Source organism: Pantoea sp. y20 (genome assembly GCF_054903455.1).
Genome location: NZ_CM142816.1, coordinates 3,064,731 through 3,080,329, shown reverse-complemented (window position 1 = coordinate 3,080,329; position 15,599 = coordinate 3,064,731). Strand labels below are relative to the sequence as shown.

Below are 15,599 nucleotides of genomic sequence, written 5' to 3'. Positions count from 1 at the left end.
GTAATTGTGGAGAGAGAATATGCATAACGAAGCACCCATCATCCGTCGCAAATCAACACGGATTTACGTCGGCAAGGTGCCAGTTGGCGATGGTGCGCCCATCGCCGTTCAGTCAATGACCAACACCCGCACCACTGACGTGGACGCCACCGTTAACCAGATTCGCCAGCTTGAGCGCGTCGGGGTTGATATCGTGCGCGTCTCCGTTCCCACTATGGATGCGGCTGAAGCCTTCAAACTGATTAAGCAACAGGTCAACGTGCCGCTGGTCGCGGACATTCACTTTGACTATCGCATCGCACTGAAAGTCGCTGAATATGGCGTGGATTGTCTGCGTATCAATCCAGGCAACATCGGCAACAATGAGCGTATTCGCCAGGTGGTGGATTGTGCGCGTCATTACAACATTCCGATCCGTATCGGCGTTAATGCCGGTTCGCTGGAAAAAAATCTGCAGGAAAAATATGGCGAGCCAACGCCGCAGGCGCTGCTCGAATCCGCGATGCGCCATGTGGATCACCTTGATCGCCTCAACTTTGATCAGTTCAAAGTGAGCGTCAAAGCCTCTGACGTCTTCCTTGCCGTTGAATCTTATCGTTTACTGGCGAAAGCCATCGATCAGCCGCTGCACCTCGGTATTACCGAAGCGGGCGGCGCGCGTGCGGGTTCCGTGAAATCGGCGATCGGTTTAGGTTTACTGCTGGCCGAAGGCATCGGCGATACGCTGCGTATTTCGCTGGCGGCCGATCCGGTTGAAGAAGTGAAAGTCGGCTACGATATCCTCAAATCTCTGCGCATCCGCTCCCGCGGTATCAACTTTATTGCCTGCCCGACCTGTTCGCGTCAGGAGTTTGATGTCATCGGTACGGTCAATGCGCTGGAAGAGCGGCTGGAAGACATCATCACACCGATGGATATTTCCATTATCGGTTGCGTGGTGAACGGTCCGGGTGAAGCGACAGTTTCTACCCTCGGCGTGACCGGCGGAGCCAAGAAAAGCGGCTTCTACGAAGATGGTGTGCGCCAGCGCGATCGTCTCGATAACAACGACATGATCGACCAGCTGGAAGCGCGTATTCGCGCTAAAGCCAGCATGCTGGATGAAAGCCGCCGTATCAACGTGCAGCAGTTGGAAAAATAATCGTGGTGCGCGCCTGTCGCGTGCCAGTTTGTGATTGAACCTGTGCGGTTTCATCCTCATAAGGTATGATGCCGCTCAGGTTTTTTTGTCTTAAGAGATTCTAACGTGGCGAAGAATATTCAAGCGATTCGCGGGATGAACGATTACCTGCCGGCGGATACCGCGATTTGGCAGCGTATTGAAGGCACCCTTAAGCAGGTGCTGGCCAGTTATGGTTACAGTGAAATCCGTCTGCCAATCGTTGAGCACACCCCGTTGTTCAGCCGCGCGATCGGTGAAGTCACCGACGTGGTTGAGAAAGAGATGTACACCTTTGAAGACCGAAACGGCGAAAGCCTGACGCTGCGTCCGGAAGGCACTGCAGGTTGCGTGCGCGCCGGTATCGAGCACGGTCTGCTGTACAATCAAGAACAGCGTCTTTGGTACACCGGCCCGATGTTCCGCTACGAGCGCCCGCAGAAAGGTCGTTATCGCCAGTTCCACCAGATGGGTGTCGAAGTCTTCGGCCTGCAAGGCCCGGACGTAGATGCTGAGCTGATCATGATGACCGCACGCTGGTGGAAAGCGTTAGGTATTGCCGAGCACGTTGAGCTGGAGCTGAACTCTATCGGTTCGCTGGACGCGCGTGCCAACTATCGCAGCGCGCTGGTGGCATTCCTGGAGCAACATCAGGACGTACTCGACGAAGATTGCAAACGCCGCATGTACACCAATCCACTGCGCGTGCTCGACAGCAAAAATCCTGACATCCAGAAACTGTTAAACGATGCGCCAACGCTAGGCGAATTCCTTGATGAGGAGTCACGCGAGCACTTCAGCGGCCTGTGCGCCTTGCTGGACGACGCGGGCATTAACTATCGCATTAACCAGCGCCTGGTGCGCGGCCTCGATTACTATAACCGTACCGTGTTTGAATGGGTGACCAGCAGCCTCGGTTCGCAGGGCACCGTGTGCGGCGGCGGACGTTACGATGGTTTAGTTGAACAGCTGGGTGGACGTGCCACGCCAGCGGTTGGTTTTGCCATGGGTATGGAGCGTCTGGTGTTGCTGGTGCAAGCAGTTAATCCAGAATTTGAACCGACGCGCATTGTTGATGTCTATGTTATCGCTTCGGGGCAGGGCGTTCAGTCCGCCGCGATGCAACTGGCGGAAAAACTGCGTGATGCTGATCCGGCACTGAAGATGATGACCAACTTTGGTGGCGGTAACTTCAAGAAGCAGTTTGCCCGTGCAGACAAGTGGGGCGCACGCATTGCGCTGGTGCTGGGCGAAGATGAAGTGAAAGCGGGCCAGGTTGTGGTGAAAGACCTGCGTACCGGCGATCAACAGACGCTGGCTCAGAGCGACGCCGCTGCGACGTTGCGCACGCTGCTGCAGTAAGCGCAGCACTGCAACAGCCATTTTAAAGAGAGGGATTGCGTGGAAGTTTACAGCAACGAAAACGAACAAGTTGACGCGCTGCGTCAGTTCTTTGCCAACAATGGCAAATTCCTGGCCGTTGGCGTAATCATCGGTATCGCTGCGCTGGGTGGCTGGCGTTTCTGGTCCAGTCATCAGGAAGGCACCGATAAAGCGGCATCAGCAGAATATCAACAACTGACCAGCGCGATGCAGGCGGACAAGCCTGATTCGCTGGAAGCGGTCGCCACTTTCGCCAGCGAAAACAACAACACCTATGGTGCGTTGGCTTCGTTGGATCTGGCTAAGCAGTATGTTGAAACCAATCAGCTCGATAAAGCTATCACTCTGTTACAGAGTGGGCTGAAAGATACCAAAGATGCCAACCTGCAGGCGGTGATTAACCTGCGTCTGGCTCGCATTCAGTTGCAGCAAAGTCAGGCCGATGCCGCACTTTCTACCCTTAACAATGTTAAAGGTGATGGCTGGACAGCCATTGTGGCGGACATTCGTGGCGAAGCACTGCTGAGCAAAGGCGATAAGCAGGGCGCGCGTGATGCCTGGAGCAAAGGTGCTGAATCGCAGGCCTCTCCTGCGCTGAAGCAAATGCTGCAGATGAAGATGAATAACTTAAGTTAAGCCAGTCAAGAGAGCGCACATGGAATTACGTAAATACCTGCTGCCAGGGCTGATTTCAGTCACTCTGCTCAGCGGTTGCTCGCTGTTCAGCGGCGAAGAAGATGTAGTGAAAATGGCCCCGCTGCCTAAAGTGGAAAACCAGTTTACGCCGCAGACCGCGTGGAGCACCTCGGTTGGCGATGGCGTTGGTGATTTCTATTCCAATCTGCATCCAGCCTGGCTGGACGGTACCGTGTATGCTGCGGATCGTTTTGGTGTGGTTAAAGCGCTTGATGCCAGCAATGGTAAAGAGAAATGGAAAGTCGATCTCTCTGAGAAAACCGGCTTCTTCTCGAAAAACATCTCGGCACTGCTCTCTGGCGGCGTCACCGCCAGCGGCGATCGCATCTACATCGGTAGCGAACGTGGTCAGGTATTTGCGTTGAATACCAGCGATGGTGGCATTGCCTGGCAGACCAAGGTCGCCGGTGAAGCGCTGTCGCGTCCGGTGGTGAGCGACGGTTTAGTGCTGGTTCACACCAGCAACGGTATGTTGCAAGGCCTTGATCAGAGCACTGGCGTGATCAAATGGACTGTTAACCTTGATATGCCTGCGCTGTCACTGCGCGGTGAATCAGCCCCGACCGTGGCCTTTGGTGGCGCAATTGTGGGTGGCGATAACGGCCGCGTGAGCGCAGTCATCGTCAATCAAGGTCAGCTTATTTGGCAGCAGCGTATTTCGCAGCCAAGCGGCGCCACGGAAATCGATCGCCTGAGCGACGTCGATACTACGCCAGTCGTGGTAAACGGTGTGGTTTATGCGCTGGCGTATAACGGTAACCTCACCGCGCTGGAACTGCGTTCTGGTCAGGTGCTGTGGAAACGTGAGATTGGCGGCGTGAAAGACATGGTGGTGGATGCGGGTCGTATCTATCTGGTCGATCAGGATGACCGCGTGATTGCCCTGAATGCTGACGGTGGTGTAGCCATCTGGCGTCAAAGCGATCTGCTGCATCGTAATCTGACCTCGCCGGTGCTGTTCAACGGTTATCTGGTTGTCGGTGATAGCGAAGGTTATCTGCACTGGATTAACACCCTTGACGGCCGCTTCGTGGCGCAGCAGAAACTGGACAGCGATGGCTTCCAGACTGAACCGGTTGTTGCCGGTGACAAGCTGCTGATCCAGGCGAAAGGCGGAGAAGTTTACGCCATCACCCGTTAAGGATTTGGCTCTGCGGGAACCCGTTTCCCGCTCGCTTACACGGCTCCTGATTCGTCAGGGGCCGTTTCGTTTTTAGTCAGGCATGGTATTCTTTGCGCCTTCAGCCTGACGCCTGGCGTCAAATGTCGTTATAATCACGCCATTCGGGCGAATTATTTTAAAAACTGAGGCAAGTGTTATGGTACCTGTGGTCGCGCTGGTTGGGCGTCCCAATGTGGGAAAATCTACGCTATTTAACCGTTTAACACGCACACGTGATGCGCTGGTGGCGGATTTTCCTGGACTGACTCGCGATCGCAAATATGGTCGCGCCGAAGTGGAAGGGCGCGAATTCATTGTTATTGATACCGGCGGTATTGATGGCACCGAAGAGGGCGTAGAAAACCGCATGGCGGAGCAGTCGCTGCTGGCGATTGAAGAAGCCGATGTGGTGCTGTTTATGGTGGATGCGCGCGCGGGCGTGATGCCGGCGGATCAGCAAATCGCCAATCATCTGCGTGCCCGTGAGAAAGCCACCTTTGTTGTCGCCAACAAAACTGACGGTATCGACCCGGAAGCGGCGGTGCTCGATTTCTATGCGCTGGGCTTAGGCGAGATTCACGCCATTGCAGCTTCGCATGGCCGCGGCGTTAACAGCCTGCTGGAAACCGCACTGTTGCCGTGGATGGAAGAAATCGTTCCAGAAGTCGAGCTCACTGAAGAAGAAGAGAACGCCGCCTATTGGGCCGATTTAGAAGAAGAGAGTGAGAAGGCGCTGGAGGAAGAGGAAGAAGAAGATTTCGACCCAACCACACTGCCGATCAAACTCGCTATCGTTGGCCGCCCGAACGTGGGTAAGTCAACGCTAACTAACCGCATTCTTGGCGAAGACCGTGTCGTGGTCTTCGACATGCCGGGCACCACGCGCGACAGCATCTATATTCCGATGGAACGTGACGGACGTGAGTATGTCCTGATTGATACCGCTGGCGTACGTAAGCGCGGTAAAATCACCGAAACCGTCGAAAAATTCTCAGTTATCAAAACGTTGCAAGCTATCGAAGATGCTAACGTGGTAATGCTGGTGATTGATGCGCGTGCCGGAATCTCCGATCAGGATCTCTCGCTGCTCGGCTTTATCCTGAACAGTGGGCGCTCACTGGTGATCGTGGTCAATAAGTGGGATGGCATGACGCAGGAAGCCAGAGATGAAGTCAAAGAGATGTTGGACTTCCGCCTGGGCTTTATCGATTTTGCGCGCATCCACTTTATTTCCGCCCTGCACGGCAGCGGCGTCGGCAACCTGTTCGAATCGGTGACCGAAGCGTACGACTGCTCTACCAAACGTGTGGGCACCGCAATGCTGACGCGCATCATGACCATGGCCGCCGACGATCACCAACCGCCGTTGGTGCGGGGTCGCCGCGTGAAGCTGAAGTATGCGCACGCCGGTGGTTATAACCCGCCAATTGTGGTGATTCACGGCAACCAGGTGAAAGATCTGGCTGATTCCTATAAGCGTTACCTGATGAACTACTTCCGTCGTTCACTCAACGTTATGGGTACGCCGATTCGCATTCAGTTCAAAGAAGGCGATAACCCATACGCGGGCAAACGCAACCTGTTGACGCCAACGCAGCAGCGTAAACGTCAGCGTCTGATGTCGCATCTGAAGAAGAACAAGCGTTAAGATGAGAAGGGCCCAGCAGGGCCCTTTTTTTCACCTGTAACTTGTGGTGGCGCCATTTATGGCGACCGCCATCCAAAGCGCAGAGGACAATGGATGAACTTTTCCTGCCCAACCTGTCAGCAACCACTCACTCTCAGTGAAACCGGTTTTGACTGCCCCAATTGTGAACGTCATTTCGATCGTATCGCCTTATGCCCGGATTGCCATCAGCCGTTACAAGTGCTGAAAGCCTGTGGCGCTGTCGACTACTTTTGTCAGCACGGCGACGGTCTAATCTCGAAAAAGCGCGTCGAATTTACGCCTGCCTTCATCGCAGATTAAAAACTCCGGATTCCACGCCTAGAGTTATTAACCAGTTACGCCTGGATTTGTAGCAAAAATGCTATTAACCAGTGACTGCCGCGTTATGGATATTCACTTTTTATTGTACCAGGTGGTACAATCCTGCCGCCTTGTCGCGAGAATCACTCTCACCTACGTTGTGTCCTCGCTCACAAGCGCCGAATCACGGGCATTGCACCCGTATCAATAGATATAAAATAAAGCGTAACGGAATAGTTCCTGTCTCCCGCTGCGGCTGGGGCCTTGTCATCGGCTGCCACAGATTTATCGGCGCCAGCGCTTTATTTTTTCAGGAGAGTTTTTGTTATGGCAGAAAATTCCGCTCGTCCCGGCAAAGGGCTGAGCATCTGGTCCGTACTGTTTGGCCTGGTCTTGCTGGCAATCGGCTTGTTCTTCGCAATCGGCGGCGGCAAGCTGGTCGCGCTGGGCGGCAGCTGGTACTTCCTCATCGCCGGTATCGTTATGTTGCTGGCGGCCATTCAGTTCTTCCGTCGCAAATCATCCGCCGTCACCCTGTTTATTCTGGTGTTTGCTGGCACGCTGATTTGGTCACTGTTTGATGCAGGCCTGCATTTCTGGCCGCTGGTCTCGCGCTTGATGGTGCCGGCCGGCTTGATGCTGTTTGCATTCCTCACCTGGCCAGCCCTGCGTAAAAGCGAAGGCAAAAGCTCCCTGGCAAAAGTCTCTTATGTGCTGTCTGCGGTGATCGTGGTGGGCATGGTGGCGACTTTCGTGCAGATGTTCCAGCCGCATCCTACCGTGGCATTTGACGGTAAACAGCTGCCGCTGATTCCGGTCGATAAATCAAAACCTCAGCAAGACTGGAGCAGCTACGGCCGTACGCCGGGTGGCGACCGCTTCGCTGCCATCGATCAGATTACCCGCGACAACGTGAAAGACCTGCAGGTCGCCTGGACTTTCCACACTGGCGATACGCCAATCAGCCCAACCGGTAACGGTGCGGAAGATCAGCAAACCCCGCTGCAGGTGGGCAACACGCTGTTCCTGTGCACCCCGCATAACAATGTGATTGCGGTTGCCGCAGACAGCGGTAAGGAAATCTGGAAACGCGAAATCAACGCGCAGGCAGAAGTGTGGAACCGCTGCCGTGGCTTAGCCTATTTCGATGCGACTAAACCGCTGCAGCAGCCAACCGAGCCGGGTTCAACGCCGGTTACTGCCGCTGTGCTGCCTGCTGGCGACACCTGTCAGCGTCGTATTCTGATGAACACCATTGATGCGCGTCTGATTGCTATCAACGCCGACAACGGTGAGCTGTGCGACACCTTCGGTACGCACGGTGTGGTTGACCTGAAAACCGGTCTGGGCAGTGCGCCAGATCCGCAATATCAGCTGACGTCACCGCCAGCGATGGCCGGCACCACTGTTGTTGTGGGTGGTCGTGTCGCCGATAACGTACAGACCGACATGCCTGGCGGCGTGCTGCGTGGTTTTGACGTCATCACCGGTCAGATGCGTTGGGCGTTTGACCCAGGCAACGACGACCCCAATGCGGTGCTGATGCCGGGTAAAAATTACACCCGCAGTACGCCAAACTCGTGGGCGCCAATGTCTTACGATCCGGCAATGAACACCGTGTTCCTGCCGATGGGTAGCTCGTCAGTGGATCTGTGGGGTGCGAACCGTACCAAACTGGATCACACTTACGGCGCATCAATCCTGGCGTTGGATGCCACCACCGGTAAGCAGAAGTGGGTTTATCAGACCGTGCATAACGATCTGTGGGACTTCGACCTGCCAATGCAGCCGAGCCTGGTCGACTTCCCGATGAAGGATGGCACCAACAAGCCAGCCGTCGTTATCGGCGCGAAAACCGGCATGATCTGGGTGCTGGATCGCCTGACCGGCAAGCCTTTGACCAAAGTTGAAGAGCTGCCGATGCCGCAGGGTCACATCCCGAACGAGCAGTACACCAAAACTCAGCCGCACTCTGTGGAAATGCCAAATATCGGCAACCAGAAAATGACGGAGTCGGATATGTGGGGTGCAACACCGTTTGATCAGCTGGCGTGCCGTATTGCCTTTAAAGGCATGCGTTACGATGGTCTGTTCACCGTGCCGGATACCGATAAATCCCTCAGCTTCCCAGGTTCACTGGGCGGTATGAACTGGGGCGGTATCTCGTTTGACCCGAACAACCAGTACATGTTCGTTAACGACATGCGTCTGGGCCTGTGGGTACAGATGATCCCACAAGACACCAGCAAAACGGCGGCCAGCAACGGTGGTGAAGCTATCAACACCGGTATGGGTGCGGTTCCGCTGAAAGGCACACCGTACGCGGTGAACAAAAACCGCTTCATGTCGCCGCTGGGCATTCCGTGCCAGGCTCCGCCGTTCGGTACGCTGTCAGCGATTGACATGAAAACCCGTCAGATCGTGTGGCAGGTGCCAGTGGGTACGGTAGAAGATACCGGTCCGTTTGGTATCAAAATGCGCGCGAAAATGCCAATTGGTATGCCGACCTTAGGCGGCACGCTGGCAACGCAGGGTGGCCTGGTGTTCATCGCGGGTACGCAGGATTACTATCTGCGCGCTTTCGATAGCTCAACCGGTAAAGAAGTGTGGAAAGCACGTCTGCCGGTCGGCAGCCAGGGCGGTCCAATCAGCTACGTTTCGCCGAAAACCGGCAAACAGTACATCCTGATCTCCGCAGGCGGTGCACGTCAGTCGCCAGACCGTGGTGATTACGTGATTGCTTACGCGCTGCCAGACAGCAAGTAAGTTAAAAAAAGAGAAAGGCCGACATCATGATGTCGGCCTTTTTTTATAACCCTCCGTGGCACATCTCTTCCTTTAAGGCACCTTAATTACTGCTGCTTAGAAGGGCGACGGCTTTTTTGACCTCCTTTTCTTCCAGCTTCCCTGGCTCTTTCAGGATCGTTTCTGAAATTACCCCCACTGACTTTGCCGCCAGCGCTACCGGCTTCCCTGGCGCGCTCCGGGTCCTCTGCAAAGTTCCCGGCACCACCTCGTTGCTTTTTTTGTGTCATAGCAGAGACCTCATCTAAGGGTGTTTTCTTCGACGTGGACTAGCTAGCCACATAATGAGTATAGTCAATCAGTTACGCTCTGCCTTGAGAGATCTCCGATAACCTATTCACCGTCTCGCCACAGCGATTGCAGCTCGGGGGGCGCCAGTTGTTCGGGAATTAAAATCACGAAACTTCCCGCTTCGCGATGGGTAGCATAGGTGATTTGAATGCGGTAGTAGCGCTGATCGCCACGACCGACATTTGCCGCCTGATCTTCCGTTTCCCCCAACGGCATTGCCTGTTCCAGTACTTCGCAGACGCGCTGCTTTTGCGGTTCCGGCAGTTCCCCCAGCGCAAAGCGCCGTTCGCCGCGCAGTTTAGGGATAAAAGCGATTCCGCCTTCCCGCGCCAGCTCGATGATTGCGTCATCGGTCAGTTGGATGTCCATGTTACGCCTACCTGCTGCCAGGCGGATTGAATCTTTTCCGCCACTGAGCTGTTGAATCGTTGATTGGCGTGCTGCACGGTAAAGCGCGCAAAGGTGCTGAAATCGGCATCCTGCGGCAGCGTTTTGTCGCACAGCGTGTCGTACCAGGCTTGACCGGCCTGTTCCCACGCAAAGCCGCCCAGCGCTTTAGCGGCGAGGTAAAAGGCGCGATTGGGAATGCCGGAATTGAGGTGCACGCCGCCGTTGTCGTCACGCGTTTCGATGTAGTGCGCCATATCGGCCGGTTGCGGATCTTTACCCAGCACCGGATCATCGTAAGCCGTTCCCGGTGACGACATCGAGCGCAATCCGCGCCCGTTGATGCCCTGCGCCAGTAAACCTTCGCCGATAATCCAGTCGGCCTGATCGGCGCTCTGCTTGAGGTGAAATTGCTTCACCAGCGAACCAAACACGTCAGACATCGATTCATTCAGCGCGCCTGCCTGCTGGAAATAGATCAATCCCGCTTCGGTTTCTGTCACGCCGTGCGTCAGCTCGTGCGCCACCACATCCAGCGCGATAGTGAAGCGATTGAAAATCTCGCCGTCACCGTCACCAAACACCATCTGCTGCCCGTTCCAGAAGGCGTTCTGATACTCCTTGCCGTAATGCACGGTGCCATCGAGCTTGAGGCCTTTATTGTCCAGCGAGTTGCGTTGGTAGATTTGCCAGAAGAAATCGTAGGTAATGCCGAGATAGTTCCAGGCTTCTTCGGCTGCAACATCACCATTTCCCGGCTGGCCTTCTTCGCGCACCAACGTGCCGGGCAGATTTTGCGTTCCTTCGGCGTCATAGATAGCACGCAGCACCGTGCCTGGCTGAGCGGTGGCGGTGCTTGCTGGTTTAGCGTTATGTTCGCCCATCAAGTGCTGGACGTGGGTGAGGGTGCGGCGCGCGTAGTCTTGTTGCGCGCCGGAGCAGTTATCAATGATATTGCGCAGAATGTAGGGAGGAATAACGCTGTAAGACATAAAAAAACTCCTGGCCGTTTAGGTACATGCCAGAAGTATAGTTTTCCCGCTATGAACGCGCTTTGCGGCTCCGGGATTTCTGCGGTTCGAGTGCGGTAACCTGGCTTTCCACCCAGCCATCGTCCAGCCGGGTGCGCAGCAAGTCGCCTTTGCTCAGCTGTTGGGTTTTCTTCACCACCTGACCTTGGGTGTCGGTGGTTACGCTGAAGCCACGCGCCAGCGTCGCCAGCGGGCTCACGCCTTCCAGCTGTGCCGCCAGCGTGCCAAAGCGCTGACGATTGTGATTGAGCTGCTTCTCCATGCCCTGCTGTAAGCGATAGTGCCATTGCTGGAGCTGCTGCTGAGCGCGCAGAATACGTCCCTGCGGCTGCTGGGCGTTAAGGCGTTGCAGCAGGCGATCCTGCTGACGATTGGCCACACGCATGCGCTGGTCCATTGCTTCACCGAGACGGCGCTGCAGCTGTAAGAGCGCGGTTTGCTGGCGTGCCAGACGCAGCTGTGGATGCTGCTGCTGCAAGCGGTGCTGAATGCGCGTGAAGCGACGCTGCTGCTGAGCCAGATAGAAATCCATCGCCATCTCCATGCGCTGCTGCTGCGACTGCAAACGACGCAACAGTTCAAGCTGATTACGGCTCACCAGTTCTGCCGCAGCAGACGGCGTCGGCGCACGTAAATCCGCTACGAAGTCAGCGATAGTGACATCGGTTTCATGCCCAACGGCGCTGACAATCGGCAGGCGGCTGGCAAAAATCGCCCGCGCCACGCGCTCGTCATTGAAGCTCCACAAATCTTCCAGCGAACCGCCGCCACGACCGACAATCAGCACATCACACTCATCGCGCTGGTTAGCCAGCTCAATGGCACGCACAATGCCAGCCGGCGCATCCACACCTTGCACCGCGGTGGGATAGATAATCACCGGCAGTGAAGGATCGCGTCGATGCAGCACGCGCAGCACGTCGTGCAGCGCCGCGCCGGTGGCGGAGGTAATCACGCCCACCTGACGCGCCGGATCCGGCAGCGGCTGTTTGAACTGTTGATCGAATAAGCCTTCCGCGGCTAAACGCGCTTTCAGCTGCTCGAATTGCTGCTGCAGCAAGCCTTCACCGGCCGGATGCATGCTTTCGATAATCAGCTGATAATCGCCGCGCGGCTCATACAGCGTGATGCTGGCGCGCACTAACACTTGCTGGCCATGTTGCGGACGGAAGGTGACGCGACGATTGCTGTTGCGGAACATCGCGCAGCGCACTTGTGCGCCATCATCCTTCAACGTGAAGTACCAATGACCGGAAGAGGGCTGAGTGAAATTTGAAATTTCAGCGCTGAGCCACACCAGGCCCATCTCATTTTCCAGCAGTTGGCGCACCGTGGTGTTCAGGCGGCTGACGGTAAAAATATTGGCGGTTGGCGGTAGCGACATGTGATGTAGATCAAATTTTAAATCAGAGGGTTAATCAACTGATACTACATTGCTTGCCCTGAGGATCAAGACATTTTCTGAAAAAACACTGGAGGCAATCGGTTTCGGCCTGTATAATGCCGCGGCAATATTTTATCTGTTTTAATCGCCCCCAGGTGGAGATATTGCAATGTTAAGAATCGCTAAAGAAGCCCTCACATTTGACGACGTTCTGCTCGTTCCCGCTCACTCCACTGTCTTACCGAACACCGCTGATCTCAGCACTCAGCTGACGAAAAACATCCGTCTGAACATCCCCATGCTCTCCGCTGCAATGGACACCGTGACCGAAGCCGGTCTGGCAATTGCGCTGGCGCAGGAAGGTGGTTTGGGCTTTATTCACAAAAACATGTCAATTGAGCGCCAGGCGGATGAAGTTCGTAAGGTGAAAAAACACGAAAGCGGCGTCGTTACCGATCCACAAACCGTGCTGCCAACTACCGCGCTGGCGGCGGTGAAAGAGCTGACCGAACGTAACGGCTTCGCCGGCTACCCGGTCGTGAACACCGACAACGAGCTGGTGGGCATCATCACGGGCCGTGACGTGCGTTTTGTTACCGACCTGACCTTACCAGTTTCCGCAGTGATGACCCCTAAAGAGCGCCTGGTAACGGTGAAAGAGGGTGAAGCACGCGAAGTTGTGCTGCACAAAATGCATGAAAAACGTGTTGAGAAAGCGCTGGTTGTTGATGACAGCTTCCACCTGCTGGGCATGATCACCGTTAAAGACTTCCAAAAAGCCGAACGTAAACCTAACGCGTGTAAAGATGCGGAAGGCCGTCTGCGCGTAGGCGCTGCGGTTGGTGCCGGTGCGGGCAATGAAGAGCGCGTTGATGCGCTGGTTGCTGCCGGTGTTGACGTGCTGCTAATTGACTCATCACACGGTCACTCTGAAGGCGTGCTGCAGCGTATTCGTGAAACCCGTGCAAAATATCCGAACCTGGAAATCATCGGCGGCAACGTTGCCACCGGCGCAGGCGCATTGGCGTTGGCGCAGGCCGGCGTGAGCGCGGTGAAAGTGGGGATCGGTCCTGGCTCAATCTGTACCACGCGTATCGTCACTGGTGTTGGCGTGCCACAGATCACCGCGGTTTCTGATGCGGTTGCCGCGCTGGAAGGCACCGGCATTCCGGTTATCGCTGATGGCGGCATCCGCTTCTCTGGCGACATCGCTAAAGCGATTGCAGCAGGCGCAGCGGCCGTCATGGTCGGTTCTATGCTGGCTGGTACCGAAGAGTCTCCGGGCGAAATCGAGCTGTATCAAGGCCGTTCGTTCAAGTCTTATCGCGGTATGGGTTCACTGGGCGCGATGTCCAAAGGCTCTTCAGATCGTTACTTCCAGAGCGATAACGCCGCTGACAAACTGGTACCGGAAGGTATCGAAGGCCGCGTTGCCTACAAAGGCCGCCTGAAAGAGATCGTGCACCAGCAAATGGGCGGCTTGCGCTCTTGCATGGGCCTGACGGGTTGCCAGACCATTGACGATCTGCGCACCAAAGCGGAGTTTGTGCGTATCAGCGGCGCGGGCATCAATGAAAGCCACGTGCATGACGTGACCATCACCAAAGAGTCACCAAACTACCGCATGGGTTCATAATCCCGTAAAATTTAGCGCCCGGCACCCGCCGGGCGCTTTTATTATTAAGTCCATCCCAATGGAAACGCCTCAATGACGACTGAAAATATTCATAAACATCGCATTTTGATCCTCGATTTTGGTTCTCAGTATACGCAGCTGGTTGCGCGCCGCGTGCGCGAGCTGGGTGTCTACTGCGAACTCTGGGCGTGGGATGTCACCGAAGAGCAAATTCGCCAGTTTAACCCGAACGGCATCATTCTCTCTGGCGGTCCGGAGAGCACCACCGAGCTGAACAGCCCGCGTGCGCCGGAATACGTGTTTAACGCGGGTGTGCCAGTGTTGGGCGTCTGCTACGGCATGCAGACCATGGCGATGCAGTTGGGCGGCAAGGTTGAGGGCTCTAACGAGCGCGAATTTGGTTATGCGCAGGTTGAAGTGCTGACTCAGAGCGCGCTGGTGCGTGACATCGAAGATGCGATTAGCGCAGCAGGTAAACCGCTGCTGGACGTTTGGATGAGCCACGGCGACAAAGTCACCGCCATCCCAGCCGGTTTCGAAACCGTTGCCAGCACCGAAACCTGTCCGTTTGCCATCATGGCTAACGAAGAGAAGAAATTCTACGGCGTGCAGTTCCACCCGGAAGTGACGCACACGCGTCAGGGCCTGCGCATGCTTGAGCGTTTCATTCGTGACATCTGCGGCTGTGAAGCGCTGTGGACACCAGCCAAAATCATCGAAGATGCGGTTGAGCGTATTCGTCAGCAGGTTGGCGATGACAAAGTGATTCTCGGTCTGTCTGGCGGCGTGGACTCTTCTGTGACCGCGATGCTGCTGCATCGCGCCATCGGCGAGCGTCTGACCTGCGTGTTCGTGGATAACGGCCTGCTGCGTCTGAATGAAGCTGAGCAGGTGCTGGAAATGTTCGGTGACCACTTCGGTCTGAACATCGTGCACGTTGCGGCAGAAGCGCGCTTCCTTGATGCGCTGGCGGGCGAGAACGATCCCGAAGCCAAACGTAAAATCATCGGCCGCGTATTCGTAGAGGTGTTTGACGAGCAGGCGCTGCGTCTGGAAGACGTGAAGTGGCTGGCACAAGGCACCATCTATCCTGACGTGATCGAATCGGCGGCTTCTGCCACCGGTAAAGCGCACGTGATCAAATCGCACCACAACGTGGGCGGTTTGCCGAAAGAGATGAAGATGGGCCTGGTTGAGCCGCTGAAAGAGCTGTTCAAAGACGAAGTGCGTAAAATCGGTCTGGAACTCGGCCTGCCGTACGACATGCTGTATCGTCATCCGTTCCCAGGTCCAGGTTTGGGCGTGCGCGTGCTGGGCGAAGTGAAGAAAGAGTACTGCGACCTGCTGCGCCGTGCAGACGCCATCTTCATCGAAGAGCTGCATAAAGCTGACCTGTACAACAAAGTCAGCCAGGCGTTCACCGTGTTCCTGCCAGTACGTTCTGTTGGCGTGATGGGCGATGGTCGTAAATATGATTGGGTAGTTTCACTGCGTGCGGTGGAAACCATCGACTTCATGACAGCGCACTGGGCGCACCTGCCGTACGATTTCCTCGGCCGCGTCTCTAACCGCATCATCAACGAAGTTAACGGCATTTCCCGCGTGGTTTATGATATTTCAGGTAAACCACCTGCGACGATTGAGTGGGAATAAATCCTGCTTTGATCACTGCGTAAAAACGAAGCCCGCTTAATTG

Annotated in this window: 13 protein-coding genes; 9 read left to right on the top strand and 4 right to left on the bottom strand. The window is 55.6% G+C overall.

Annotated features, from left to right (window positions below; all coding sequences use genetic code 11):
* Nucleotides 1-19 precede the first annotated feature (19 nt).
* The 7 genes from ispG to ACYAC5_RS14345 all read left to right on the top strand — a co-directional run bounded on the left by ispG (nucleotide 20) and on the right by ACYAC5_RS14345 (nucleotide 9,135).
* Complete coding sequence (gene ispG / locus ACYAC5_RS14375; RefSeq protein WP_462061937.1) at nucleotides 20-1,141, top strand: flavodoxin-dependent (E)-4-hydroxy-3-methylbut-2-enyl-diphosphate synthase; 1,122 nt, start codon at nucleotides 20-22, stop codon at nucleotides 1,139-1,141.
* Nucleotides 1,142-1,246: 105 nt separating this feature from the next.
* Nucleotides 1,247-2,521 carry a histidine--tRNA ligase gene (gene hisS, locus ACYAC5_RS14370; protein WP_192233011.1) on the top strand — a complete coding sequence of 425 codons (1,275 nt, stop codon included), beginning with the start codon at nucleotides 1,247-1,249 and terminating at the stop codon, nucleotides 2,519-2,521.
* Nucleotides 2,522-2,560: 39 nt separating this feature from the next.
* Nucleotides 2,561-3,178, top strand: coding sequence for a YfgM family protein (locus tag ACYAC5_RS14365; RefSeq protein ID WP_101763489.1), 618 nt, complete (start codon nucleotides 2,561-2,563; stop codon nucleotides 3,176-3,178).
* Between the two features lie 19 nt (nucleotides 3,179-3,197).
* The gene (gene bamB / locus ACYAC5_RS14360; protein WP_110866466.1) at nucleotides 3,198-4,379 is read left to right on the top strand and encodes an outer membrane protein assembly factor BamB; all 1,182 of its coding nucleotides are present in this window, start codon (nucleotides 3,198-3,200) and stop codon (nucleotides 4,377-4,379) included.
* 178 nt (nucleotides 4,380-4,557) lie between these two features.
* Nucleotides 4,558-6,048 (top strand): ribosome biogenesis GTPase Der, encoded by a 1,491-nt coding sequence (gene der / locus ACYAC5_RS14355; RefSeq protein WP_101763491.1) that lies wholly within the window; start codon nucleotides 4,558-4,560, stop codon nucleotides 6,046-6,048.
* A gap of 93 nt (nucleotides 6,049-6,141) precedes the next feature.
* On the top strand, nucleotides 6,142-6,369 hold the full coding sequence (locus ACYAC5_RS14350; RefSeq protein WP_101763492.1) for a zinc ribbon domain-containing protein: 228 nt from the start codon (nucleotides 6,142-6,144) through the stop codon (nucleotides 6,367-6,369).
* 327 nt (nucleotides 6,370-6,696) lie between these two features.
* Entirely contained in the window at nucleotides 6,697-9,135 is a 2,439-nt protein-coding gene (locus ACYAC5_RS14345; RefSeq protein WP_192411392.1) for a glucose/quinate/shikimate family membrane-bound PQQ-dependent dehydrogenase, read from the top strand.
* A gap of 86 nt (nucleotides 9,136-9,221) precedes the next feature.
* Here the strand turns inward: ACYAC5_RS14345 and ACYAC5_RS14340 are convergent, their stop codons facing one another.
* The 4 genes from ACYAC5_RS14340 to xseA all read right to left on the bottom strand — a co-directional run bounded on the left by ACYAC5_RS14340 (nucleotide 9,222) and on the right by xseA (nucleotide 12,267).
* Nucleotides 9,222-9,404 carry a con-10 family general stress protein gene (locus tag ACYAC5_RS14340; RefSeq protein WP_045814915.1) on the bottom strand — a complete coding sequence of 61 codons (183 nt, stop codon included), beginning with the start codon at nucleotides 9,402-9,404 and terminating at the stop codon, nucleotides 9,222-9,224.
* Between the two features lie 103 nt (nucleotides 9,405-9,507).
* On the bottom strand, nucleotides 9,508-9,834 hold the full coding sequence (locus ACYAC5_RS14335; RefSeq protein ID WP_192411393.1) for a protealysin inhibitor emfourin: 327 nt from the start codon (nucleotides 9,832-9,834) through the stop codon (nucleotides 9,508-9,510).
* Nucleotides 9,819-10,844, bottom strand: a complete 1,026-nt coding sequence (locus ACYAC5_RS14330) for a M4 family metallopeptidase (protein WP_192233017.1) — start codon at nucleotides 10,842-10,844, stop codon at nucleotides 9,819-9,821. The genes ACYAC5_RS14335 and ACYAC5_RS14330 overlap by 16 nt, the downstream gene beginning before the upstream one ends.
* Before the next feature lie 49 nt (nucleotides 10,845-10,893).
* Nucleotides 10,894-12,267 (bottom strand): exodeoxyribonuclease VII large subunit, encoded by a 1,374-nt coding sequence (xseA, locus tag ACYAC5_RS14325; RefSeq protein WP_101763496.1) that lies wholly within the window; start codon nucleotides 12,265-12,267, stop codon nucleotides 10,894-10,896.
* A 169-nt stretch (nucleotides 12,268-12,436) separates the two neighbouring features.
* On the opposite strand from xseA, the gene guaB reads away from it, so the two are divergent.
* Nucleotides 12,437-13,903: an IMP dehydrogenase gene (guaB, locus tag ACYAC5_RS14320; RefSeq protein ID WP_101763497.1), complete on the top strand. Its 1,467-nt coding sequence runs from the start codon at nucleotides 12,437-12,439 to the stop codon at nucleotides 13,901-13,903.
* Between the two features lie 72 nt (nucleotides 13,904-13,975).
* Complete coding sequence (gene guaA, locus ACYAC5_RS14315; RefSeq protein WP_101763498.1) at nucleotides 13,976-15,556, top strand: glutamine-hydrolyzing GMP synthase; 1,581 nt, start codon at nucleotides 13,976-13,978, stop codon at nucleotides 15,554-15,556.
* Nucleotides 15,557-15,599 lie beyond the last annotated feature (43 nt).